A 25,271-nucleotide genomic window follows, 5' to 3' on the forward strand; every position below is an offset into this window, starting at 1 on the left:
GTACTTCAATGAGCATCACACAAATGGTTTAGCGTGTGACAGAAGTACTTACCAACCTTTCATGAATACATACAAATTTGCAAATCACACTGGCATCAATTTCACTAAAGAGTTGAAGGAAAGTGTCAATCAATATTTTGCTTCGAAGAAGATCTCCAAGAGTGGTGATTATCGAATGCTGATCAAGTCAGCTGTAATGCTCTCTTTATTTCTCATTCCTTTGATCGTTCTTAGTACAGGAGTGGTCAGTAATGTGGCTCTTCTATTTGGATTGTACCTGATCAGTGGATTGGGTATGGCTGGCATAGGCATGAGCGTAATGCATGATGCTTTGCATGGGTCATTTTCGTCTAAAAAGTCAGTCAATAAGATCATGGGTTGGTCCATTAATCTAATTGGTGCCGATCCTACAGTCTGGAAGATTCAGCACAATGTGTTGCATCACACCTATACCAACATTGATGAGGCAGATGATGATCTACATATTCCTGGTATTTTAAGGTTTTCACCTGATCAGAATCGCTATTGGATTCATAGATTCCAGTTTGTTTATGCTTGGATACTATATGGGCTCATGACGCTTATTTGGGTAACCACTAGAGACTTCACCAGACTGGGGAGGTACATGGAGTTTGGATTCATCAAAAGCAAAGGAGAGTATAATCGCTTACTAGTGTCAGCAGCTTTCTGGAAACTGTTCTATTTCAGCTATGCACTTGTTTTGCCGCTAATTATGCTACCAATGGCCTGGTGGGTGATTGTGGTTGCGTTTCTGAGCATGCATTTTGTGACTGGCATTATCCTTAGTGTGATCTTTCAGATGGGGCATATCATGCCTACTTCCGAATTTCCTCAACCCGATGAGAATGGTTTGATCGGTCAAAACTGGTCCATTCATCAGTTGGCTACTACGTGTAATTTTGCACCATCCAACCGGATTTTGTCCTGGTATGTTGGTGGCCTTAATTACCAGATAGAGCATCATTTAATGCCTCACGTTTGTCACGTCCATTATCGAGATATTTCGAAAATTGTGCGAGCTACTGCGGAAAAGTACGGAATTCCATATCATACACAAACGACGCTTTTTGAAGCACTGAGAAGCCACACCGACATGCTTTATCAATTAGGTAGAGCCTGATAAGTGGTTGTACGATAGTTATTTAGATGGTTTTACTACTATTTTGCTCAAGTTAGATAGAATAAAAGAGCTGGGATAGTGAAATGCCATTAATAAGGTGTAGCTTTGCACCATCATTTCGTTAATACGGGAGTAATCATATCAATAGTTTAGTTTTCGAACTTCTCCTATTCTCATTCTTATTCCTTCATATTTTCAAGTGCAGACTAGCTCAAGGCTACGGTTTTGATCTGGTCGAATAATATTTTTAATCAATACAAGTAATACAATGCAAGAAGGAACAGTTAAGTTTTTTAACAATTCAAAAGGATTTGGTTTCATTAAGCCAGCTGATGGTGGAGATGATATTTTCGTACATGAGAGTGGTCTTGTAGACGAAATTCGTGAAAACGACAAAGTAACATTCGAAACAGAAAGAGGAAGAAAAGGAATGAACGCTGTAAATGTAGAAGTAGTCAGCTAATTCCTGGATAACAATATTCCAGTTTTCATTAAGAGAGCCGTGTTCGAGAGATCACGGCTTTTTTTATAGCATCGCGTAAACCAATCCTGCTATCAAAGCACCCAGAACAGGGCCAATCACTGGAATCCACGCATACCCCCAGTTGCTGTCTCTTTTGCCTGAAATAGGAGCAATGGCATGAAAGATTCTGGGACCCAAATCTCGTGCAGGGTTAATGGCATAACCAGTACTTCCGCCCAGAGAGAGCCCAATTCCCAACACCAGCAACCCAACTGGAAGAGCATCCAAGGAGCCCAACCCTTCACCACTGACTAAAAAGAACACCGCAAAAACCAGGACGAATGTTCCGATGATTTCAGACATCAGGTTATCTACAGTGCTTTTGATTGCTGGACCCGTACTGAAAAGACCGAGTTTAGCATCTGCATTTTCTGTTGCTGTAAAGTGTGGTCGGTATTGTAAATAAGTAACCCATGCTCCCAAAAAGGCTCCAATCATCTGGGAGACAATGTAGAAAGGAACCTCTTTCCAGGGGAACTTTCCAGCTACTGCCAAACCAATAGTCACCGCAGGGTTAATGTGAGCACCACTTATGGGTCCAGAGATAAATACTGCCACGAATACGGCAATTCCCCAACCAAGCGAGATCACTATCCAGCCAGCATTTTGACCATAGGTCCTGTTCAATGATACATTGGCATTTACGCCGTTTCCCAACACCATGAGTATAAAAGTGCCAAGAAGTTCTCCAAAAAATGGGGTCATCAGTTTCAGGTTTGATTCCTCCCAAATTAAGGAAAAGAACGCATATATGGAGAGATGGTCTGCGGTATTCTTATGCCATTCCAATTGAAAAGTAGGGTTTATCCATGTTTGGCCTTTCTACCATCAACAATCAAACGATTAAACCATGAAACATATCAGTATTTTCCTTTTTCTGGGTTTGTCCATTTTGTTAATGGTCCCTGCCTTCGCTCAAGGCGCACCACCTGCCACGCCAATTGACGGAGGATTATCTGCACTGCTCGTAGCTGGCGGAGCCTATGGCTTGAGAAAGATTTACAAGCATCGAAAGTCTTAATCCTTCCTTTGAAGAATCAGTCACTTAATCTATCAATCTAACCATGATACAAACCAAGATTAAAAACCTACTTTTCATTGTGCTGCTACTCGGTGTGTCAACAGCGTGGGCACAAAACGTAGGTATCAATGAAGATCAATCCGCACCAGATCCATCAGCTATGTTGGATGTTAGTTCTGCCAGCAAGGGGCTTCTGATACCTCGTGTATCCACTGCAGAACGGACAGCCATCGCGTCACCAGCTATTGGACTCGTAGTTTTCGATACGGATTTAAGCTCGTTTTACTACTACACGAGCGCCGATTGGCGGGTAATGAAAACGATCGCTACCGGTACCAGCAGTTCAGATGTCCCGGATAGTCCCTATACAGGCCAGTTATACTTCGACACAGCAGGAGAAAAATTATTTGTATACGTAAGTACTGGCTGGGCCGAAGTAGCACTCGGTACAGCAGGATCTTCTCCGTATTAATCACTCCAAAATGTTTGAATCTATGAAATCAATTAAAACAACCCTCATAGTGATGGGTCTTCTGATGGGACAGTGGTTACTTGCCCAACAAGTGATCATCACCTCCGAGGCTGAAGTAAAACTAACAGGTGATGTTAATGTGGTGCTTCAAGACATGTCCCTTGTAAACAAATCCACATTAGATGGGGCCGGAGGAGTAGTCAAGTTCAACCCGATTACTACAGAACGAATTCTAGAAACGAACACTCCGGTGTTCTTTAATGGATTCAACCTTGGTGATTATGGGGGCAACTTCACACTCTATGGAAGCCTGGAAGTAAACGATCTTGGCATAAGCGCCAATTCAAATTTTACCATTGCGGATACGTCAGGTCTTTTGATCAATACTTCCATAGCAAGTATGGGAAATCTTTTTGTAGAATCTGGAGGCTCTTTGATTATCAAGCCAGCAGTGACGAGTCCAGGGGTGGTGACATTATATCGAAATACCACCTTTGACAATACCACCGGAAAATATAGTGTAGTTGGCTCTCCCATAGCTGCTGCAGCGCTTTCTGATCTAGGTGTAAATGCTCAATCATGGATATTCGAATACGATGAGAGCACTCCCTACGGTGAAGATGGCTCAGATCGCTTCCAAACTCCTTCTGAAAGTAACATGATTCCTGGCAAGGGATATTTCAGTGCTTTTACAGGAGACGAAAACGGGATAGTGGTATTTTACGGAACACCAAATTACAAGAATGTTCAGTATGCCGTGACCCTCACTGACAATGCAACAGATGCGTCTGACGTAGAAGGGTTTAACCTTCTTAGTAATCCATTTACCAGTCCTATTTCCTTTGATCAATTCATGATCGTAAACACTGATGTATTGAGTGAGGAAACCATTTGGATTTGGGATGACTATTCATCCAATTCGGGTGGTGGGGATGCATCATCGGACTATATCACTATCAGCAACCTGGGAAATACCGATAGTAGGGGTGAGCGTCTCTCGGATTGGGATGGTAGCATCAATGTGGGCCAAGGATTTTTTATCAAAGCCGATGAGAACAACAATGTGGTATTTAATCATGCCATGAAAACGCATGATGGAAACGATGATGCTTCATACTATCGAGTAAACGAGTCTGAAGTGGAGCGGTATTGGGTAAGCATTGCTAGTGACAAAGGTGCTAGAGGATCTAATATGCTCGTTGGATTTACAGATGCCGCCACTGCTGGATTTGATCGGAAGTATGATGCAAGCAAATTAGGAACGGGTTTTTCTGTTTATTCCCTGATGGGTGATCGGAAATTGGCAATTCAGGGTCTACCAGTTAATTGGCTAAATAAACAGGCGGATCAATCAATTGCTCTTGGTATTTATGTACCAGAGGCAGGAGATTACACACTGAATCTTCAGGAGTCAACCAATCCTCAAAGCGAACTGCTATACCTCAACGATCACCTCAGTGGTCGGTCTGTTGATCTATTTAAGGAGTCCTATAGTTTTCATTCTGAGGCGGGTACATACAATGACCGCTTTAGTTTGTCATCTTCACCATTGAGCACTTCAACCATTCTGGGCCTTCAAAGCCACCAGTTGGATTTGGTTGTTTATGGCATTTCCGGTGCTATAAGAGTTCGGTCAGAAGTGACCGGTCACCTGACTATCTACACAATGGAGGGTAAGAAAATAATGGAAAATACCCTAAGGGTTGGGGAAATGGAAGTTCCTGTCCCGAAAGGAGGTCTTTACATAGCTACTGTTGCAAACAAGGATGGAAATGCTTCCTATAAGGTACTAGTCAAACACTAACCCCAAAATGTAAAACGAGGACCGGTAACGGTCTGTCATTGCTCTACCAACCAAAAGTTAATACTATCATGAAAATAAAAAACATAAAATACCTCTCAACTATTCTTCTAGTGGTTGTCCTGAATAGCGTCTACTCTCAGGGCATGGCGATCAATGAAGATGGCTCCTCACCAGATGCATCTGCCATTTTGGATGTAAGCTCCACATCAAAAGGAGTCCTCATTCCGCGCATGACCACATCTGAAAGAACGGCCATCTCCAGTCCAGCTATAGGGCTGATGGTTTTTGATACGGACTTGTCAGTGTTTACCTACTATACCGGTAGCAGTTGGCAAACGATGGATGCGACAGTTGCTGGCTCATCGGCATCAGATGTCCCCACCAACCCTCTACCGGGGCAGTTGTATTTAGATGCCGCTTCAGACAAGCTTTTTGCTTATGTGAATTCAGGCTGGGCCGAAGTTTCGCTAGGAACTCCTGCCGCTTCACCTTATGGTGAGGAATCTACCTGTGCTAATGATAATTCTACAGATATGGACAATCACGAGTGTACTACATCTCCTGTGACCAATTCGTACAGTGAGTCAGTTAATGCTATGGATGGTGATCTGGTCATTTCGACCAATGGGATCCCCACTCATGATTACCGCAATCAAATACCCGAGATAGTTTCAGACCTTGACAATAGTGCCAAGACTTACGTAGTGGCTCTATCGCCCTCTAAAGCGGCGAGTATAACTGACATTAATGGTTCATCTGGTATGCCAGAGTGGAGGTTTGGAGTGGCTAAAAATGGTGTAGCTATCGATCCGGCACCCGCCGAGCCGTTCATTTTTGAAGATGTGAATACCGGTGAGTACAATTGGGACTGGGTGATGGAGCCTAATAATAACATGGATGCTGTAGGCTTGGACTGTGCCGTGGCTCATGTACAGCCAGATGGCCTATACCACTATCATGGCGACATGGCAATCTATGCTGAAGAACTATCTTCGGGGATCTCAACAGGCACAGCACCTAGTACACCCGTGCAAATAGGATGGGCTGCTGATGGATTTCCAATCTTTTACTATTACGCACCGACAGCTGACGGAACGGGCGTGGAGAAGTTGACTTCTAGCTATCAACTGAAATCTGGCGAACGACCAGGAGATGGGGAGTCTGCTCCGTGTGGTACCTATAACGGAAAATACACCAACGATTATGAATACGTAAGCGAATCCGGAGATCTGGATGAATGCAACGGTATCGACAGGTCTGTGACCATCGATTCACGAACGTACACTTACCTTTACGTAATCACAGAAGAATTTCCGATCATTTCTCGATGTATAACCGGAACTCCAGATAACTCCTTTTCCATTGGGATGTAATTAATGAAGAGGCTGTCTCAAAAATAATTTCCGAATGTCAGGTTGAGCCTGTCGAAACCAATTATCGTGCTATTAAGTACATTTCGACAAGCTCAATGTGACAATTATCGAGATTGGTTCACTTTTGAGACGGCCTCTTTTTCACTTATCAGCCACCAGGAGCTAGGAAGAACTGGCGGCTTCTTCCTCCAATTCGATAAACTGGGTGTAATAACTGAACCGTTCCAGAATTTCCTTCACGTAGTTGACGGGCTCTTCACCTCTGCAGTAACCATAGTGGACTACTTCATCATTATAGTATTTTTTCTGACTCTTCAGTAGCATACAAGACTCCACATTTTCATACCATACATTGGCATCATAACCCAGCTTCTTAGCCAATCTTCTGGCGTCCTGCACGTGGTTGTGGCCGGCATTGTAGGAAGCCAAAATGAACTTAACTCGCTCCAGGCTATCTGATATATGCTCATGCCAGTATTCATTTAAGAAGGAAAGATGAGCAACTCCTGCCTTTAGGTTATTTGTTGGTTTAGTCAGGTTGTTTGATTTTACACCATAACTTATAGCTGTTTTGGGCATCACCTGCATTAAACCAACAGCACCTACCCAGGATTTTTCTTTCGGGTCGAAGCGCGATTCCTGGTATATCTGGGAAGCCAGAAACCTCCAGTCCCAATTGATCACATCTGCATTGTTTTGAATTACCTCATCATACTCGGAAATCCGATTTCCTTCTTTGGAGTACAGATCGCTTTTTGCCCTTGTAGTAAATGCTCTGCTGTTTTTAAAATACTTGTTATAGATGACATAGAAGTCCGTTTCTTTTCGTTGCGATTCCAGCCATTGGTTTACTGCGTTCTTCAAGTCTGGGGAAGTCTTTCGTACGGCCCAGGCCAGTTGCTGCATGACTCCCACGGTTGTTTCTATATCGATGTTTTGATAGTATGAAGCATTGATATTAGCAATATTGAAGTCTGCAATGGTATAGTCAATTTCGCCTCGGCTTACCTTCTTGATGATCTCATCCGTAGAGAGGTTGCCATCCACAAATTGGATGTCGATAGTACCTCCCAGTTCATTTTGTAGATTGATCAATCGCTCTCTATACGAAGAGTTTTCCCTTACCGATACTGGTAAATCAATCATCTGGATCGGATTACGAATCAGCTCTTGTTCTATTTCGTGAAGCTTCATCTGTCTCCAGTTTGAAGGTTTACGCTGAACAAGCACCTGGTGGGTGAAGTTCAATGGAAGCGTAAAGTCAACATATTGTTTACGGTTATTGGTGACTGTGAGGTTATAGGTGATGATATCACCTTGTCCATCCACCAGCATGTTGAATATTTCATTAATGTCTTTGGCAATGATCATCTCCAATTCAACACCCAGGTGCTCAGACAATCTTTTGGAGAGCTCATATTCATAGCCCATTGGCTGCCCTTTGTACAAGAAGTACGAAGTGGCAGAGTAAGTGGTGATCGCTTTGAGCGTGTCTCTTTGTTGGATTTCATCCAGATCCGCTATGAATTTGGACGTTCGGTCTATTTGGCTCAAAAAGGAATCTACAAAATCATTTTGTGCCGTTTCTTCATTGTGTGTTTGGTAGCTCTTCTTCTCTTGTGAGGTGGATTGTGAGCAACCTATTAAGAGCACGAATACAAAAACTAACAGTAAGGTTGAATGGTTTGAATACTTCATAAAGAGGTGGGAGCGTTCAAAAGAACTGTCCCTAAGAATTTTAGTTGGTTCTATTTTATAACACCAGATGTGGCGTACTGTTTAAAACCTACCTTCTGATCAACTACCCCTTTCTAATTGCTGACTGGACATGTTTCAGTGTATTCGATTGAGGTCCCGACGTATTCCACCCATTCCTCTTTGCTCAGATTACGATTGACCATAGTGCATATTCTATCGGCTAGTTCCTGATGATCTACCGGCCAAAAACGGATATAATTGTCTCTTGATCCTGAGATGACACGTTTACCATCTGGCGAAAAACAAGCAGACATTACCCAGTCAGTATGATCATCTAGTACTAAGGGGAGTTTTCTTGGGTCATTGACATCCCACACACGCACCGACCCATCTCGGCTGGCAGATAATAGCTTGGTGCCGTCAAAATTAAAATCCACATCTGTTATTGCCGATTGATGTCCACTGATAATTCGTATCATTTCGTGCTTTTCCAGATCATAGAGTACTACATCGCCTTTTTCTCTTCCCAGCGCCAATGTCTTGTAATCTGAACTGATGGCCATCGCGTTGACGGCAAAGGCCTCTTCTATGTAAAGCTTGCGTGCCAGTGTATCTTCCCAAAATTGTACATTTCCTGAAGCGGTGCCAACCAATATTTCTTTATTCGATTTATTCACTTCCATAGAAGATACTCTCTCAGAGGTTCTTCCGATTGTTTCTTCTTTTCCGAACCCTTTAATTTTCAGTTCACCATTTTTGGTGACTACTGCTACTTTGTTTTCACCGGGCATGAACACCCCGCTTTGGACTAATTCCCGATCTATTGCCAATTCAGATTCTTCATCGGAAGTAGTTGCTTGGCGATGCGCTGGCATGATAATAATACCCTGCTGTTTGGTAACAACAAGAATCAACTCTCCATCATCGGAGATGTCCAAAGAGCGTATCAGATGATCGCCCTCATAGATCACTTCTGGGGTGTTGAATCCTTCTTCCAGTTGCCATCGAATCACTTTGCCATCTGATCCGGCCGTGTAGAAGGTGTTAGCATTTGCACCATATTGGACACCTATGACCGATTCATTATGTCCCAATGCCTGATTAAACGACTGTTTTTTTACGGGATCATACCCCAGGTACTTGTTGGCGTAGTACAACGCCTGATATACATTCAGATGAGAGACTAAACGATCACCGGGATTCTCAATCCAAAAATTATAAGCCTGCCGCGCTACCAATGCTTTTCGTTCAGGAAAATAGGAGGGAGTGAGCAGTGATCGCTGTGACATGGATTGTACGAGTTCTGTGGTTCGCAAAATCGCTATTTCTGTTTCCAAATCCAGTTTGGATGGCTGACCATACATGACTACAGAAGCAAGTAGCGAGATAATTAATGTGAGGCTTAGTTTCATTATGATATGGTTTATCAATTAAAGATAACTCATTTGAGAGTGTTTGTGAACAATTTCACTTTAGTAGGTTAATAAAAGAGGACTAACAATACGCTATGTCATTCACAGCATCACTTATCAAGGGGGCCATTGATCTGAATCAACGGTTGAGTTTTTCTTCAGTCGATCCAGGAGAGCAACAGAAAGAACAACTGACCCATTTATTAGAAAAGGCCAAAAACACTTCATTTGGCAAGTATTACAACTTCTCTGGACTCTTGAAGTCCGATAATCTACTTGCAGCATATCAAAAGTCCGTTCCCATTTTTGATTACCATCAAATGGATGAGGCCTGGTGGTCTCAACAGCAAAAACATCCTGATATCACCTGGCCCGGGCTACCAGACTATTTTGCGCTTAGTTCAGGTACTACAGGTAAAAGCAGCAAGAGAATACCCATTACTTCTGAATTCATTCAGAGCATGCGCGATGTTGGTACGAGTCTGGTAAAGTCGCTACCCAATTTTGATTTCCCAAAGGAGCTTTTCGATACGGAGATCTTAATGCTTAGTAGTTCCTCAAACCTCAACAAACGCAATGGCCATTTTGAGGGGGAGATTAGTGGCATCAACGTGAGTAATTTCCCTGGCTGGTATGACTGGTTTTATCGTCCAGGTCAGGAGATAGCCGCCATTGATGATTGGGACGAGCGAATTGCCAGAATTGTTGAAGAAGCCCCATCATGGAATATTGGGGCGATTGCTGGAATTCCTTCCTGGGTGTTGACCATGCTACAAGAGATTGTAAAGGCTCATGACCTGAAAACCATTCATGACATTTGGCCCAATCTCACAGTCTATGCTTCTGGTGGTGTTGCTTATGACACCTATCGCAAAGGGTTTGATGCTATCAGTGAAAGACCGCTTACCATTATTGATACCTACCTGGCATCAGAGGGCTTTTTTGCCTATACCTCCCGACCGGATAGTATGTCTATGCAATTGGCTCTTTCACATGGTTATTTTTACGAGTTTGTTCCGTTTGATCAGCGGGGTGTGGACGACCAGGGCAATCTGTTGCAAAACCCTTTGGCTTTAGATATAAATGAGGTTGAATTGAATCAGGAGTATGTCATGCTCGTTAGCACTTGTTCTGGAGCCTGGCGATATGTTATTGGAGATGTGATTCGATTCACCAGTCTGGATCCACATGAAATGGTCATTACTGGGCGAACAAAATTTTTCTTGAACGTTGTTGGTTCACAGCTTTCAGAAGAAAAAATGGATGCCGCTATCTTAGAAGTCAATGAGCAATTAAAGGTAGATGTTGGTGAGTATGCAGTAGCTGCCTTACAGGATGAACACAGTGATTATTTCCATCAATGGGTAGCAGTGTCTGATGGTCAGATCGATGAAAATGCCTATAGGCTCCAACTTGATAAGGCATTACAACAAGCCAATAAGAACTATCAGGTAGCTCGAGGCAAAGCGCTGAAATACATTAAGTTAAAAGTGATTAGTAAAAGTACTTACCATCAGTATTTGGCATCCACCAAAAAAGTAGGGGGACAAATGAAAACACCTAAAGTAATGGGAGCTGAAAAGATGCAGAACTTTCTACAAGCGATTAACTAAATGTCTGCATTGGGGTTGAAAAACAACTCATCTTCTGTGCAGAGCTCTACATCCTCTATGGGAAGGTAGTACTCTCTGATTTTGTTCTTGTAAGATTCGTCCAGCATGTCATTGTTCAGAAGGAAATTTTTACTCGCCAAAATCTCCTGTTTGAAACCATACGTAATGGCAATGTAGTCTGCGGCATGCTCTACCTTTCGTTTAAAATCTCCAGACACTAGGTATTTGATTCCATATTCAATCATCTCCAGATTGGTATAGGGCTCATAGTCCACCAGGTGACCCATTTCGTGGGCAAACCACCCGACCAATACATCTTCTGATAAGTCTTCCACACGAATCTCATCGCTATCACGTACAAACTCAGCTATCTTAATTTGATAACTCTTTACTCCTCTAAACAAGGTTTTTAGGCTATAAACAGGCTGAGCCTGCATGGTAGATTCCTTTATCTCGTCCTGTACAAGAGTTATTTCATAGTTCTGAAGTGGTTGGTATCGGTCTAGTACTTTCTTGAATGCATTGATGATTTTCTCACTCTTGATGTTTTTGACTTTCACTTTCATGAAGGCACTACTTTGAGAATAGGCCTGATCATTAGCAGATACACCAAAAACAATGGCCAATATCAGTGGAGCGATAACGTGAAAAAATGTAGTTCTCAAAATGGACAGTAATTTCAATGCGGGCATGAGAGTAAAACAACCAGCTAATGGTAAAGTTCCATGCCAGTTGATTTGACAAAGATAACAGGTAATAAAAAACCATATATATTCACGTCGATGAACAACCCAAAAATATCGAACAAAAAGACCCAAATCCTGCAGACCAGTACGGAACTCTTCCGCAAAAAAGGATATGCAGGCACCTCGATGAATGATATTGCTTCTGCTATTGGTATCAAACCGGCAAGCCTTTATAATCATATTGCTTCAAAGCAAGAGATGCTGGTGGAGCTTCTTTTACATGGAGCTGGATTGTTTGTGTCTGGAATGAAAGATATCAAAGCATCGCAGTTGAATGAACTTCAGAAGCTCGAGCGTTTAATTGGATTGCATTTACGCGTGACAGTCGAGAATACTGATCTGATGGCGCTAATAGCTGTGGAATGGAGACATCTGGATGGGCAGGCCATGCGGGATTACATACAGCTTAGAAACTCTTATGAAAATGATTTTAGGGTCATATTAAAAGGAGCTATGGAAGCAGGGCTAATCCATGAAATGGATGTTGAGATTGCTTTTTTTAGTATTCTTACGACACTCAAGTGGTTTTACAGTTGGTATGACAAACATTCTGACCTCAGTATCATTGACCTGGAAGAACACCTAAAGCAACTCTTGCTAGGAGGCTTGAGAAAATAAGTTTTTTGAACTTTAGCTAATAGTCGTTAGTTTTGAACTAATAACTGTTAGTATGCAATTTTACCCCATTAAAGTACGACAGCTCGACAGATCAACCCAAGACTGTACCATTGTGACACTTGATGTCACACCAGAGCTGCATGACCAGTTTCAATATAAACAAGGACAATACCTAAATCTCAAAACCCATATCAATGGAGAAGAAGTACGCAGGTCGTATTCTCTGTGCTCCAGCCCATTGGATTCCGAATGGAAAATAGGGGTTAAAAAAGTGCACGATGGTAAGTTTTCTACTTACGTGCATGATGAACTCCAGGAAGGCGATGAACTGGAAGTAGCGGTTCCGGATGGACGCTTCTTCGTCGAGTGCACAGATACGGAGCAACGAAATTATGTTGCCTTTGCAGCTGGTAGTGGTATCACACCCATACTGTCTATCATTAAAACGCACTTAACCAAGGAGGCCAACTCCACCTTTAAGCTCTTTTACGTGAATCAATCCGTATCCACCATTATGCTGAAAGAAGAGCTGGAGGCTTTGAAGAATCGATTCATGGACCGGTTGGAAATCTATCATTTCCTAACCCAGGAACAGCGAGATGTGGAACTGTTCAATGGACGTCTTAGCGAAAAGAAGTTAGAGATTATCTTTAAAACAATCTGTGAGCTGGATAGCCTCGATCATTTCTTCATTTGTGGTCCCGAACCAATGATCTTTATGATTCGGGATTTCCTGGAAGCTAAAGGCGTCGTGAAAAAGCAGATCCATTTCGAGCTTTTCGGCACATCAGGTAAGTCCGTGAAGAAGAAGGTGCCAAAAGCATTTGACGGCAAGGTGTCTGATGTCACCGTGCTGGAAGGAGGAAAATCCATAAACTTCAAGACACCACAGGGAGTTAATAGCATACTGGATGAAGCATTAAAGAACAATGCAGATCTGCCATTTGCCTGCAAAGGAGGGGTGTGTTGCACCTGCAAAGCCAAATTGGTAGAAGGTCAGGTAGATATGCAAGTCAACTACGGTCTGGAAGATGATGAGATTGAAAATGGTTATATTCTAACCTGTCAGTCGCTACCTATCTCAGATAAAGTGGTGGTGGATTTTGATGAAAAAGGATAAGAATGTAAGTGATTGGTCATGTGGTGATTGGTGATTAGTGAGAAGTAATTAGTAGAATCTCAGCTTTTCACTAGTAACTAATCACTCATCACGAGTCACCAAAAACTAAAGAATATGGACATAAAAAGCTTAGAAGATCGATTTGAGGCAAAGATTGCGGCTGGTGAGAACATCGAGCCAAAAGATTGGATGCCTGAAAAGTATCGCAAAACCCACATTCGTCAGATATCGCAGCACGCGCATTCGGAGATTGTAGGAATGCTACCTGAAGGAAACTGGATCACACGAGCTCCTTCTTTACGCAGGAAAGTTGCGTTACTGGCCAAAGTGCAGGATGAAGCGGGACACGGCTTGTACTTGTATAGTGCCGCTGAAACGCTTGGCATCACGCGTGACGAAATGACGGAGCAGCTTCTGTCTGGAAAAGCTAAATACTCTTCCATCTTCAATTACCCTACGTTGACTTGGGCAGATATTGGAGCCATTGGATGGTTGGTTGATGGAGCTGCTATCATCAATCAGGTCATGCTCACCAGAACCTCTTTTGGTCCATACGCTCGTGCGATGGTCAGGATTTGTAAAGAAGAAAGCTTTCACCAGCGTCAGGGCTACGAAATCATGCTCACGCTTTGTCAGGGGACCCCAGAGCAAAAAGCCATGGCTCAAGATGCACTGAATAGATGGTGGTGGCCTTCCTTGATGATGTTTGGTCCAAGAGATGCAGAATCCCCACACACTGAGCAGTCTATGAAGTGGAAGATCAAACGTAAAACCAATGATGAATTGCGCCAGCAATTTGTGGATATCACCAAACCACAGGCTGATATTTTGGGAATTACCATCCCTGATCCCGATTTGAAGTGGAATGAAGCCAGAGGTCATTATGACTTTGGAGACATAAATTGGGATGAATTCTGGCAGGTGGTCAACGGAAATGGTCAATGCAACAAAGACCGAATTGCGGCCAAGCAAAAGGCTTGGGACGAAGGTGCCTGGGTACGTGAAGCAGCGGTAGCTCACGCGGAAAAAAAGGAGCAAAAGAAACAAAAGTTAAGTGCATAATGAATTGGTGATCAGTGACTATAGGTTAAACCAGTCACTATTCAACTAATCACTATTCGTCTAATCACAAAAATGATGAACAAAAAAGAATGGCCTCTTTGGGAGGTTTTTGTACGAAGTAAAAATGGTTTGGAGCATCGACATTTTGGTAGCCTCCATGCAGCCGATGCTGAAATGGCCATCGAAAATGCTCGAGACGTATACACCCGTAGGAGTGAAGGAGTAAGTATCTGGGTGGTCAAATCCAGTGAAATCACCGCTTCTAATCCTGAGGAGTCTGGTGAGCTGTTTGAGCCTGCTAAGGACAAAGTCTACAGACATCCAACTTTCTACAATTTGCCTGACGAACTTAAACACATGTAATCATGCATCAGTCCAAATACGAATATCTTTTGATGCTCGGTGACAATTCCATCATTCTTGGACACAGACTGTCTGAATTATGTGGTCATGGACCAAGTCTTGAAACGGATATTGCTTTAACTAACATCTCATTGGACCTTTTTGGTCAGGTGCGGAGTTATTTTCAACATGCCGCTGAACTCAAAGATGAAGATGCTACGGAGGATTCCATTGCTTTTTTACGAATGGATCGGGAGTACCGAAACAGCATTCTCGTAGAGCAACCAAATACCGATTTTGCTCACGTTATTGTAAGGCAGTTTCTTTTTGATAGCTTTCATTTACCACTGTTGGAGCAATTGATCCATTCCAAAGATGAAACCATAGCGGCGATTGCAGCAAAGTCTATTAAAGAATCGAAGTATCACCTGCGTTTTTCTTCCGAGTGGGTGAAGAGACTAGGAGACGGTACTGAAGAGAGCCATAAAAGAGCTCAAGCAGCCTTAGATCATTTGTATCCATATCTCCATGAGCTTTTTGAAGAGTCGCCAATTGAAAAGGAGATGAAAGAATCTGGTGTTGGCGCTGATCTATCTAAAGTAGAAGAAAAATCAAGAAGTCGGATTCATGAGGTGATGCTAGAAGCGAATCTCGCCATTCCAGAGATTGCAGATCGCATGGTTCGTGGGAAACAAGGGATTCACTCTGAGCACATGGGATTCATTTTGTCTGATGTGCAGTACATGCAGCGAGCTTATCCGAACATGCAATGGTAACACCAACGCTACATATCGATAATGATCAAGTAGAAAAGGCATTATGGGACGTTACAGACCCGGAGATTCCTGTTCTGTCCATCATGGATATGGGAGTGGTGAGATCAGTGACATTAGATGGAAAGGAAGTCCAGATTGCAATTACCCCAACATACTCTGGATGTCCGGCCATGGATACGATCGCTGACGATATCAAAAGAGCCTTGAAAGGGCTGGGCTTTACAGCAAGAGTAAAGCTGGTTCTTTCACCAGCATGGACCACAGACTGGATCACCGATCGTGGCAGAAAGAAATTAGAAGAATATGGGATTGCTCCGCCTATGAGTGAGGCCGCTGATAAGGCCGCTTTACTCGATGGTGAGCGAATTGTGAAATGTACACATTGCGGTAGTACCAATACGCGAATGATTAGTCAGTTTGGGTCTACTGCGTGTAAAGCCTTGTTTCAATGCAATGAATGTGATGAGCCATTTGATTATTTTAAATGTTTGAAGTAAACCTAAATCCCTGGTCGGGCACCCCTAGTCGGGCACCCCTTTGAATGAGACTTAAATGACACCCCTTAAGCCCCGATGACTATCGGAAGGGGGTAAACAATAACTAACCAACAAAAACCCAATGTCTGCAGTACTTTTTGATGTAAAAGACAACATCGCTACCATCACCCTCAACAGACCTGAGGCTTACAACAGTGTCAACACCGAGTTGGCTCACGGGCTAATCGATGCCTTACAAAAATGTGAAACAGAAGGTGAAATCCGAGCAATAGTTCTCACTGGTTCAGGAAAGGCTTTTTGTGCTGGCCAGGACTTGAAGGAGGTTACAACTCCCGAGTTGAATCCAGGTTTCGATACACTCATGAAAGAGCACTATGAGCCAATTGTTCATTTGCTTCGAGGGATAGAGAAACCTATCATTGCTGCAGTGAATGGCGTAGCAGCTGGAGCAGGAGCTAATTTTGCACTGGCATGTGACATCATTTTGGCTGTGGAGCATGCATCATTTATTCAGGCGTTCAGTGCCATTGGTTTAATTCCTGATTCTGGAGGCACTTACACGTTGCCACGGACGATTGGTATGGCCAAGGCTACTGCATTAGCCATGTTGGGAGATAAGGTCTCTGCTGAAGAAGCAGAGCGAATGGGTATGATCTACAAGTACTTCAGTGCGGATACATTCGAAGAAGAAGTTAAGAAGATAGCTACCAAGCTATCAAAAATGCCCACCAAAGGACTTGGTCTAACCAAGTTGGCATTCAACCAATCCCTCAAAAATTCATTTGAACAGCAAATGTTGCTGGAAACAGACTTGCAGCTCAAAGCAGCAAGTACAGAAGATTACAATGAAGGAGTAGCGGCCTTTGTAGCCAAACGTAAACCCAATTTTAAAGGAATGTAGCATGACAGTAGGAGTAATAGGAAGTGGAACGATGGGTAGTGGCATTGCCCAGGTAGCAGCTACTGCGAATTGTAAAGTGGTTGTTTATGATACCAGTGAATTCGCCATAGATAGAAGTCGAAAGCAATTGGCTAAAATACTTTCACGCCTTGTGGAAAAAGGAACCATAGATGAAAGTAAGAAACAATCAATACTCAATAACATTCTGTATATCAATGAGATAAAGTATTTCAAATCATCTGATCTGGTAATAGAAGCGATTGTTGAAGATGATGAAGTTAAAAAAACAGTTTTCAAGGAGTTGGAAAAGCATGTTTCCAGTGACTGCATCATCGCTAGCAACACATCTTCTCTGTCTATCACGTCATTAGCGGCTTGTTTGGAAAAGCCAGAGCGTTTCATTGGTATTCACTTTTTCAATCCAGCGCCATTGATGAAGTTGGTAGAGGTAATCCCTGCCATTCAGACGGCACCATCATTAGCTAATCAGGTGAAAGAGATTATCACCGGGTGGGGGAAAGATGTAGTATTGGCGAAAGACACTCCAGGTTTCATTGTGAATAAAGTGGCCCGGTCTTTCTACGGAGAATCCATTCGCATTTACGAAGAGGGTATCGCTGATCAAGCCACCATAGACTGGGCCATGAAAGAACTGGGAGGGTTTAAAATGGGACCTTTCGAACTAATGGATTTCATTGGTAATGATGTGAATTACACGGTGACTGAAACGGTTTATAAGGCCTTTTTCTATGACTCCCGATTCAGGCCATCTTTTACTCAAAAGCGATTAGCTGAAGCAGGTTACCTCGGTCGAAAAAGTGGTAGAGGACATTATGATTACTCAGAAGGAGCTAAAATGCCTGAACCAATCAAGAATGAGGAAGAAGGGCAAAAGATTTTGGATCGCGTGTTAGCCATGCTGATCAACGAGGCAGCCGATACCCTTCATTACAACATTGCCTCACGGGATGATATTGATACAGCGATGACCAAAGGAGTCAACTACCCGAAAGGCTTGCTTCGCTGGGCCGATCAGATAGGTATACAAACCTGCGTGGAACGTATGGATGAGCTATATTTCGAATATCATGAAGAGCGCTATCGATGCAGTCCACTACTTCGAAAAATGGCTCGTGAACAGCTTAAATTCTATTCCGAATGAGCAAAGCCAAAGATGTATATGATCGAATGATGGACCAAGACTACTGCAGTCAGTGGATGGGTGTGGAGCCTGTACAGATTGAAGAAGGTCATTGTTCCATTCAGATGACGGTCAAAAAAGAGATGCTCAATGGTTTTGGGATTTTGCACGGAGGTATAGCCTACGCCTTTGCGGACAGTGCTTTTGCCTTTGCGTCTAACTCCTATGGACGCGTGGCAGTCTCCATCCAGGGTAGCATGAATTTTTTAAAATCAGCGAGTGAAGGTGATGTCTTGGTAGCTGAGGCTAATGCCTTAAATGTCACACACAAAACGGCTGATTTTGATGTGGTGGTAACCAATAAACAAACGGAAGAAAGGCTCTATCTTTTTAGAGGGACTGTTTACAGAAGCAGTAAAGAACATTTAGCATAAGAGATGAAAGAAACTTACATAATAGACGGCATAAGGACACCGATTGGAAGTTTCACTGGCACACTGGCTCCGGTGAGAACAGACGATTTAGCCGCTCTGGTTATCAAAGAGTTAGTAGCTAGAAACAAGAGCATTCCAAAGGAAGCGTATGATGATGTGATTTTGGGTTGTGCCAATCAGGCTGGTGAGGATAACCGCAATGTGGCTAGAATGAGTGCCTTACTTGCTGGACTACCTCATACTGTACCAGGAGAAACGGTCAATCGACTGTGTTCTTCCGGCTTGTCAGCTATTATTCATGCAAATCGTGCGATAAAAACCGGAGACGGAGACCTGTTCATTGCAGGCGGAGTGGAGCATATGACTCGTGGACCCTGGGTGATTTCCAAAACATCCACACCATTTGGTCGTGATGCTGAGATGCATGACAGCAGTTTCGGGTGGCGTTTCGTCAATAAGAAGATGGTCGACATGTATGGCACGGATGGAATGGGTCAGACCGCTGAAAACCTTGTTGATAAGTACGGGATTAGTCGAGAAGATCAGGATCAGTTTGCCTACTGGTCTCAGATGAAAGCAACTAAAGCACAGGAAAATGGGCGATTGAGTAAAGAGATTGTTGCTGTAGAGATTCCTCAGCGCAAGAAAGATCCGATCATATTTGACCAGGATGAGTTTGTGAAGCCAAATACAACATTGGAGGTTTTAGGAAAATTACGTCCTGCTTTCAGAAAAGAAGGAGGTTCGGTTACAGCTGGTAATGCCTCAGGCCTTAATGATGGAGCTGCCGCTGTACTCGTTGCTTCCGGTGATGCCGTGGAGAAGCATGATTTGAGACCATTGGCTAAGATCATCTCTTCAGCGGTAGTTGGGGTAGAGCCACGCATCATGGGAATTGGACCCGTAGAGGCTTCCAACAAAGCTTTAGCAAAGGCGGGATTGACCATGGATGACATGGACATTATTGAAATCAACGAGGCATTTGCTGCACAGGTGCTTTCTTGTACAAGGGCATGGGGTATAGCTGATAATGATCCTAGAATCAACCCTAATGGAGGGGCCATTGCCATTGGTCATCCACTTGGAGCAACCGGTGCCAGAACGTGTTACTCGGCTGCATTGGAGCTGAGTTTGACTGGTAAAAAATATGCATTGGTGACCATGTGTGTGGGCGTTGGTCAGGGATACGCGGCAATTTTAGAAAGAACCTAGTGATCAGTGACTAGTGATTGGTATTGAGTATTTCTAATCACCAATCACTAATAACTACATAACTAAACAACATGAATAAACTCGAAAATCTAGTTTGTGGAAAGTGGATCGCTCCGGATGGAGATGGCATACCCCAGTATGATGCTATCACCGGGGATGTGATCAGTATATGTGGAAGCGAAGGTCTTGACTTTGCCGACATGGCTAATTATGCCCGTACTGTAGGCAATGAAAACTTACGCAAGATGACCTTTCAGGAGCGAGGGATGATGCTCAAGAAGCTGGCCATGTTCCTCCACAAAAAGCGAAAAGAATACTATCCATTGAGCTTTCGAACCGGAGCTACCAAGGTGGACAGTTGGATTGATATTGATGGAGGGATAGGAACTCTATTTGCTTATGCAAGTCTGAGGAAGCAGTTTCCCAACACACCATGGCATGTGGATGGAGAATTAGCCAATCTATCCAAAGAAGGCACTTTCATAGGTCATCACATCATGGTTCCGAAACGAGGCGTGGCTGTTCATATCAATGCCTTCAATTTTCCCATCTGGGGAATGCTGGAGAAGTGCTCGGTCAACTGGTTGGCTGGTATGCCGGCCATTGTGAAATCAGCTGAGCCAACATCGTTTCTAACAGCTGCCATGGTTCGTGATATCATTGATTCTGGAATACTTCCTGCAGGAGCCTTGCAGTTGGTCAATGGACCTGGAAATGGAATTTTAGATCCATTGAACGAACAGGATGTCGTGAGCTTTACTGGATCTGCCAGCACTGGAAGAATGCTTAAAGGCCTACCAAACATCATTGAGAACGCTATTCCCTTCAATATGGAAGCGGATAGCTTGAATGCTTCAGTCCTCGGTGAAGATGCGGTGCCGGGAACTCCAGAGTTTGATTTGTTTATAAAGGAAGTACGAAATGAAATGACCGTGAAAAGTGGTCAGAAATGTACGGCTATTCGTCGGATCATTGTCCCTGAAAAACTGGTAGAAGATGTTCAGATTGCAATAGGCAAACAACTAGGTAAAATCAGTATCGGAAATCCAACCAATGAATCCGTTCGAATGGGATCACTTGTCAGTAAGGAGCAAGTGGAAGAAGTGAACAAGCAAGTAGAAAAACTACTGACCGAATGTGATATTGCTTTCGGAGACCCTAAGGGTACATTTGATGTCATAGATGCGGATGTGAAAAAAGGTGCTTTTTACTCTCCGTTGTTATTGATCAATGCAGATCCTTTCAAAAAGACGTTAACACACGAGACGGAGGCTTTTGGCCCCATCAGTACCATTATGCCTTACAAGACATTAAGTGAGGCGGTTGAGTTATCGCAAATGGGTAAAGGTTCATTGGTTAGTTCCATCGCTACTTACGATGATACAATCGCCAAAGAATTTGTGGTGAATGCAGCATCGCATCATGGTCGCATCCTTGTTTTGAATAGAGAAAGTGCCAAAGAAAGCACAGGTCATGGTTCACCTATGCCAATGCTGACTCATGGAGGCCCGGGTAGAGCCGGAGGTGGCGAAGAAATGGGCGGTAAGCGCGGAGTGATGCATTATTTGCAGCGCTGCGCTATTCAAGGTACGCCGACCACTTTGACCGCTATCACTGAGCAATACCAGCCAGGAGCGAAAGTACAGGAAGCTCCTCAGCATCCATTCAAGTACCATTTTGAAGACATTAAGCCGGGCATGTCACTGACTACTCATAAACGCACAGTAACTGATACAGACATTCAGAACTTCGCCAATCTCACCTGGGACCATTTCTACGCACACACGGACATTACCTCTTTAAAAGGGACGATTTTTGAGAGGCGGGCTGCCCATGGTTATTTCTTACTGTCGGCAGGAGCAGGCTTGTTCGTGCATCCTAATAAGGGCCCCGTTCAGGCCAATTACGGATTGGATGAATGCCGGTTTCTGAAGCCGATTTATCACAACGAAACCATTTATGTGCGGTTAACCTGTAAACAGAAAATCGATCGGGACAGTAGAGGCAGAGAGTTTCCGTCCGGAGTAGTTAAGTGGTACGAAGAGATTTTTGATGCAGACAATGAATTGGTTGCGTTTGCCACCATACTTACTCTGGTGCAAAAGAAATGTCCATTTGATGAGATCAGCAGATCTTATCTGGAAGAGAAACTGTCATTGTTAACCGAAGACATGAAACCGCAGTGGGGCATCATGACTCCTCAGCACATGGTAGAGCACATTGAGTTTTTCCATCGTATGAGTATTGGTGAAATAGCAACGGACATTCAGACACCAGAAAAATACATCGAAAAGTTGCAAGAGAGTTTGTACACCTATGAACCCATGGTGAAGGAGTTTGATCATCCATTGTTGAAAAAAGGAGAAACTGAAGATCTGAGATATGGCAGCTTGGCAGAAGCCAAAGAGAAATTGCTAGAGGCCTATGACAACTTCGAAGCATATTTCAAAGAAAACCCCGATGCAGTAACGCCTAATACCGTATTTGGTATGCTGGATAAAGAGCTGTGGGATTTATTAAATAGAAAACACTTTGATCATCATTTTAGGCAGTTTGGAATTGTTTAGTGGTATTAAATCAATTTGTTTTACCTGAGCCTAAAGCCAGGCGCCCTAAAGGGTGAAAATTGATTTATGAGTCTTCCCTTTAGGGAGGCCCATAGGGCAGGGTAAAAGGCGTTTGAAAGTGAAAGAATCGAAATAATGAATTAACCAGCGTCATTCCGAACTTGTTTCGGAATCTTTTTGATTTATCCAGCAGATTCATAATAGATCCTGAAATAAATTCAGGATGACCAAACGATTGTTAATTCATCAAATAGAAAATATACATGTCAGAAGCATACGTAAAAAGAACCGACACAGACAAAGGAATAACCACCATCGAGTTTTTCCATCCTAAGCACAATTCTTTACCAAGTGATGTGTTGGGGGATTTGGCAGAAACCATCACCAAAGCAGGTGAGGATGCTTCAGTGAATGTGATCATTCTCAGAAGCGGAGGAGACCGCACATTCTGTGCTGGTGCGAGTTTTGATGAGCTCATCAATATCGATGACTTTGAAACGGGTAAGAAATTCTTTTCGGGGTTCGCCAATGTCATCAATGCTTGCCGAAAGTGTCCAAAACTCATTATTGGTCGAGTACAGGGTAAGGCTGTAGGTGGTGGAGTAGGCGTTGCTTCCGCAGTAGACTATTGCTTTGCTACTACGTTTGCCTCCATCAAACTAAGTGAGCTCAATGTCGGTATTGGCCCTTTTGTGGTAGGACCTGCGGTGGAGCGCAAGGTAGGCTTATCAGCCATGAGTCAGCTAACGATCAATGCAGATGAGTTCAAGTCAGCGGAATGGGCTCAGGAGAAAGGACTCTTTGCTGAAGTGTTTGATGATGCTGAAGCAATGGATAATGCTGTTGAGAAGCTTGCCGATTATCTCGCAGATACTAACCCAGAGGCACGTGCTGAACTGAAGAAAGTGTTCTGGGAAGGGTGTGAGAATTGGGATAAGTTACTCGCCAAACGAGCAGAACAAAGTGGAAAACTGGTGCTTTCTGAATTCACTAAAAAGGCATTGGCCAAATACAAATGATTTACGAATTCAATGGTTTTGTTCCGGTAATTGATCCAAGTTCATTTGTTCACCCGATGGCGGTTGTTACGGGTGACGTGATCATCGGAAAGGATTGTTACATTGGTCCGGGAGCAGCCATTCGAGGCGATTGGGGCAGGATCATCCTGGAAGACGGCTGCAATGTTCAGGAAAACTGCACCATTCACATGTTTCCCAACAAAACCGTAACACTGCATGAATCTGCTCATATAGGACATGGAGCTATTGTGCATGGAGCTAATATTGGTCGTAACAGCATGGTAGGGATGAATGCAGTGATCATGGACAATGTGGAGATAGGTGAGGAGTGCATCATTGGAGCACTGGCCTTTATCAAGGCGGGTGAGGTGATACCACGAAGAAGTCTGGTCGTAGGCAATCCAGGAAAGGTCATCAAAGAGGTATCTGATGAGATGATCCATTGGAAAACTGAAGGGACCAAAATCTATCAGAAATTACCCATGTACTGTTACGCTACATTGAAAGAGGTCGAGCCACTCAGAGAGGCTAATCAAGAACGATTACAACGCAAGATTGAGGTGGATTATAAGCCCATTAGCGAGAAGGAATAGCAAAATAGTGATTAGTTTAGGGTACATAAGATCATACTTATCTCTTGTCTATATATGAAACTGCTCTCCATTCAAATAGGTCAGCCCAGAACAGTCAGCTACAATAACCGCCTTGTCAAAACCAGCATATTTAAGGAATCCATAGATGGACCAGTCAAAGTGGGCAAACTGGGAATAACGGGAGACACACAATCTGACCTCACGGTACACGGAGGACAGTTTAAGGCGGTATATGCGTACCCTACTGAGCATTTTGAATACTGGAAAGTCACTACTCCACAACACAGTTTTAGTAACGGCTCTTTTGGTGAAAACTTAAGTACTCAAGGGATGCTGGAAACTGAAGTATCGATTGGTGATGTTTTTGAAATTGGCTCGGTGGTTTTGCGGGTCTCTCAACCCCGTTTTCCATGTTACAAACTAGGTGTCAAGTTTGGTGATTCTCAGATGGTCAAGCATTTTTACGACAGCTTAAAATCAGGAATTTACTTTGAAGTATTGGAAGAAGGGATGATTGAGGCGGGTGATGAGATTGTCATGAAATCTAAAAGTGGAGGCACTAGCATTCATGATTTTGTTATGGCCAAAAACTCCAATGGATCAGACAAACTGCGAATCAATAAATTGTTAGTTGATCCGCACCTCATTGACGAATGGAAAGAATACTTTGAGCAAAAGCGCTAAACCTTCAGTGTCTTATTCCTGCCTCGCTTCACATCCAGTGAAAGGAAAGACTCAATTCGGGCGATATTCGGTATGCCAAACAGTTTCTCGGTCACAAACTCTTTGTACTCTTCCATATCCTTCAGTCGAATCTTAATGATAAAATCAGCAGCACCAGTTACATAATGACACTCCAATACTTCTGGCAGATCCAGAATGCGATCTTCAAACTGCTTGATGAGTTCTTTAGAATGGTCTTTAAATGAAATGTGAGCAAAGGCTGTAAACTTTTGACCGAGCAGTTCATGATTTATTTCTGCAGTGTAGTGATCTATGATTCCTGACTGTTCCAGTTTTTTGATCCGCTCAAACACAGGAGTGGTGGAGAGGTTCAACTGAGCCGACAATTCCTTCACCGTGATGCGAGCATTCTCGCGTAATTGCTGCAGTATTTTGAGGTCCGTTTCGTCCAGTTTCTTAATCTCTTTCATTGCTAGAAAATTCGTGATTGACTAATCCAAAT

General features: G+C 43.3%; 26 protein-coding genes. 21 read left to right on the top strand and 5 right to left on the bottom strand.

What is annotated here, in order from left to right; genetic code table 11:
* Positions 1-61: 61 nt before the first annotated feature.
* Complete coding sequence (locus ACO067_RS22400; RefSeq protein ID WP_421878587.1) at positions 62-1,141, top strand: fatty acid desaturase family protein; 1,080 nt, start codon at positions 62-64, stop codon at positions 1,139-1,141.
* 268 nt (positions 1,142-1,409) lie between these two features.
* Complete coding sequence (locus ACO067_RS22405) at positions 1,410-1,604, top strand: cold-shock protein (RefSeq protein ID WP_421878591.1); 195 nt, start codon at positions 1,410-1,412, stop codon at positions 1,602-1,604.
* A gap of 63 nt (positions 1,605-1,667) precedes the next feature.
* Here the strand turns inward: ACO067_RS22405 and ACO067_RS22410 are convergent, their stop codons facing one another.
* Complete coding sequence (locus ACO067_RS22410; protein WP_421878594.1) at positions 1,668-2,369, bottom strand: MIP/aquaporin family protein; 702 nt, start codon at positions 2,367-2,369, stop codon at positions 1,668-1,670.
* 145 nt (positions 2,370-2,514) lie between these two features.
* Between ACO067_RS22410 and ACO067_RS22415 the strand changes: the two genes are divergently transcribed.
* The 4 genes from ACO067_RS22415 (at position 2,515) to ACO067_RS22430 (ending at position 6,334) form a co-directional block, all read left to right on the top strand.
* Complete coding sequence (locus ACO067_RS22415; RefSeq protein WP_421878597.1) at positions 2,515-2,685, top strand: PID-CTERM protein-sorting domain-containing protein; 171 nt, start codon at positions 2,515-2,517, stop codon at positions 2,683-2,685.
* A 43-nt stretch (positions 2,686-2,728) separates the two neighbouring features.
* Positions 2,729-3,157 carry a hypothetical protein gene (locus tag ACO067_RS22420; protein ID WP_421878599.1) on the top strand — a complete coding sequence of 143 codons (429 nt, stop codon included), beginning with the start codon at positions 2,729-2,731 and terminating at the stop codon, positions 3,155-3,157.
* 22 nt (positions 3,158-3,179) lie between these two features.
* A complete protein-coding gene (locus ACO067_RS22425) occupies positions 3,180-4,961 on the top strand; it encodes a hypothetical protein (protein WP_421878602.1) in 1,782 nt (593 codons plus the stop codon).
* Between the two features lie 68 nt (positions 4,962-5,029).
* Entirely contained in the window at positions 5,030-6,334 is a 1,305-nt protein-coding gene (locus ACO067_RS22430; RefSeq protein WP_421878606.1) for a YHYH protein, read from the top strand.
* A gap of 162 nt (positions 6,335-6,496) precedes the next feature.
* Here ACO067_RS22430 and ACO067_RS22435 read toward each other — a convergent pair whose 3' ends face one another.
* Together ACO067_RS22435 and ACO067_RS22440 are read right to left on the bottom strand one after the other, a co-directional pair.
* Positions 6,497-7,987: a transporter substrate-binding domain-containing protein gene (locus ACO067_RS22435; RefSeq protein WP_421878609.1), complete on the bottom strand. Its 1,491-nt coding sequence runs from the start codon at positions 7,985-7,987 to the stop codon at positions 6,497-6,499.
* A 158-nt stretch (positions 7,988-8,145) separates the two neighbouring features.
* Positions 8,146-9,444, bottom strand: a complete 1,299-nt coding sequence (locus tag ACO067_RS22440) for a WD40 repeat domain-containing protein (protein ID WP_421878613.1) — start codon at positions 9,442-9,444, stop codon at positions 8,146-8,148.
* A gap of 95 nt (positions 9,445-9,539) precedes the next feature.
* Between ACO067_RS22440 and ACO067_RS22445 the strand changes: the two genes are divergently transcribed.
* A complete protein-coding gene (locus ACO067_RS22445; RefSeq protein WP_421878616.1) occupies positions 9,540-11,057 on the top strand; it encodes a GH3 family domain-containing protein in 1,518 nt (505 codons plus the stop codon).
* On the opposite strand, the gene ACO067_RS22450 is transcribed toward ACO067_RS22445, so the two are convergent.
* Positions 11,054-11,722: a hypothetical protein gene (locus ACO067_RS22450; RefSeq protein ID WP_421878619.1), complete on the bottom strand. Its 669-nt coding sequence runs from the start codon at positions 11,720-11,722 to the stop codon at positions 11,054-11,056. The genes ACO067_RS22445 and ACO067_RS22450 overlap by 4 nt on opposite strands.
* Before the next feature lie 117 nt (positions 11,723-11,839).
* Between ACO067_RS22450 and ACO067_RS22455 the strand changes: the two genes are divergently transcribed.
* The 14 genes from ACO067_RS22455 to ACO067_RS22520 all read left to right on the top strand — a co-directional run bounded on the left by ACO067_RS22455 (position 11,840) and on the right by ACO067_RS22520 (position 24,769).
* Positions 11,840-12,421: a TetR/AcrR family transcriptional regulator gene (locus ACO067_RS22455; RefSeq protein ID WP_421878622.1), complete on the top strand. Its 582-nt coding sequence runs from the start codon at positions 11,840-11,842 to the stop codon at positions 12,419-12,421.
* A gap of 52 nt (positions 12,422-12,473) precedes the next feature.
* On the top strand, positions 12,474-13,541 hold the full coding sequence (paaE, locus tag ACO067_RS22460) for a 1,2-phenylacetyl-CoA epoxidase subunit PaaE (protein ID WP_421878625.1): 1,068 nt from the start codon (positions 12,474-12,476) through the stop codon (positions 13,539-13,541).
* Positions 13,542-13,655: 114 nt separating this feature from the next.
* Positions 13,656-14,603 carry a 1,2-phenylacetyl-CoA epoxidase subunit PaaA gene (paaA, locus tag ACO067_RS22465; protein WP_421878628.1) on the top strand — a complete coding sequence of 316 codons (948 nt, stop codon included), beginning with the start codon at positions 13,656-13,658 and terminating at the stop codon, positions 14,601-14,603.
* 72 nt (positions 14,604-14,675) lie between these two features.
* Entirely contained in the window at positions 14,676-14,966 is a 291-nt protein-coding gene (gene paaB / locus ACO067_RS22470; protein ID WP_421878631.1) for a 1,2-phenylacetyl-CoA epoxidase subunit PaaB, read from the top strand.
* 2 nt (positions 14,967-14,968) lie between these two features.
* Positions 14,969-15,721 carry a 1,2-phenylacetyl-CoA epoxidase subunit PaaC gene (gene paaC / locus ACO067_RS22475; protein ID WP_421878634.1) on the top strand — a complete coding sequence of 251 codons (753 nt, stop codon included), beginning with the start codon at positions 14,969-14,971 and terminating at the stop codon, positions 15,719-15,721.
* Entirely contained in the window at positions 15,715-16,218 is a 504-nt protein-coding gene (gene paaD, locus ACO067_RS22480) for a 1,2-phenylacetyl-CoA epoxidase subunit PaaD (protein ID WP_421878637.1), read from the top strand. The genes paaC and paaD overlap by 7 nt, the downstream gene beginning before the upstream one ends.
* Before the next feature lie 121 nt (positions 16,219-16,339).
* Entirely contained in the window at positions 16,340-17,119 is a 780-nt protein-coding gene (locus tag ACO067_RS22485; RefSeq protein ID WP_421878640.1) for an enoyl-CoA hydratase-related protein, read from the top strand.
* A gap of 1 nt (position 17,120) precedes the next feature.
* Complete coding sequence (locus ACO067_RS22490; RefSeq protein WP_421878643.1) at positions 17,121-18,281, top strand: 3-hydroxyacyl-CoA dehydrogenase NAD-binding domain-containing protein; 1,161 nt, start codon at positions 17,121-17,123, stop codon at positions 18,279-18,281.
* Positions 18,278-18,694, top strand: a complete 417-nt coding sequence (locus ACO067_RS22495) for a hotdog fold thioesterase (protein WP_421878645.1) — start codon at positions 18,278-18,280, stop codon at positions 18,692-18,694. The genes ACO067_RS22490 and ACO067_RS22495 overlap by 4 nt, the downstream gene beginning before the upstream one ends.
* Before the next feature lie 3 nt (positions 18,695-18,697).
* A complete protein-coding gene (gene pcaF, locus ACO067_RS22500; protein WP_421878648.1) occupies positions 18,698-19,906 on the top strand; it encodes a 3-oxoadipyl-CoA thiolase in 1,209 nt (402 codons plus the stop codon).
* A 71-nt stretch (positions 19,907-19,977) separates the two neighbouring features.
* Positions 19,978-22,473, top strand: a complete 2,496-nt coding sequence (gene paaZ / locus ACO067_RS22505; RefSeq protein WP_421878652.1) for a phenylacetic acid degradation bifunctional protein PaaZ — start codon at positions 19,978-19,980, stop codon at positions 22,471-22,473.
* A gap of 263 nt (positions 22,474-22,736) precedes the next feature.
* A complete protein-coding gene (locus ACO067_RS22510; protein WP_421878655.1) occupies positions 22,737-23,492 on the top strand; it encodes an enoyl-CoA hydratase/isomerase family protein in 756 nt (251 codons plus the stop codon).
* Positions 23,489-24,085 carry a transferase hexapeptide repeat family protein gene (locus tag ACO067_RS22515; protein ID WP_421878658.1) on the top strand — a complete coding sequence of 199 codons (597 nt, stop codon included), beginning with the start codon at positions 23,489-23,491 and terminating at the stop codon, positions 24,083-24,085. Before ACO067_RS22510 ends, ACO067_RS22515 begins: the two co-directional genes overlap by 4 nt.
* A 54-nt stretch (positions 24,086-24,139) precedes the next feature.
* Complete coding sequence (locus tag ACO067_RS22520) at positions 24,140-24,769, top strand: MOSC domain-containing protein (RefSeq protein ID WP_421878661.1); 630 nt, start codon at positions 24,140-24,142, stop codon at positions 24,767-24,769.
* On the opposite strand, the gene ACO067_RS22525 is transcribed toward ACO067_RS22520, so the two are convergent.
* The gene (locus ACO067_RS22525; RefSeq protein WP_421878664.1) at positions 24,766-25,239 is read right to left on the bottom strand and encodes an Lrp/AsnC family transcriptional regulator; all 474 of its coding nucleotides are present in this window, start codon (positions 25,237-25,239) and stop codon (positions 24,766-24,768) included. The genes ACO067_RS22520 and ACO067_RS22525 overlap by 4 nt on opposite strands.
* Positions 25,240-25,271 lie beyond the last annotated feature (32 nt).

The organism is Marinoscillum sp. (assembly GCF_965229915.1).
GTDB lineage: Bacteria > Bacteroidota > Bacteroidia > Cytophagales > Cyclobacteriaceae > Marinoscillum.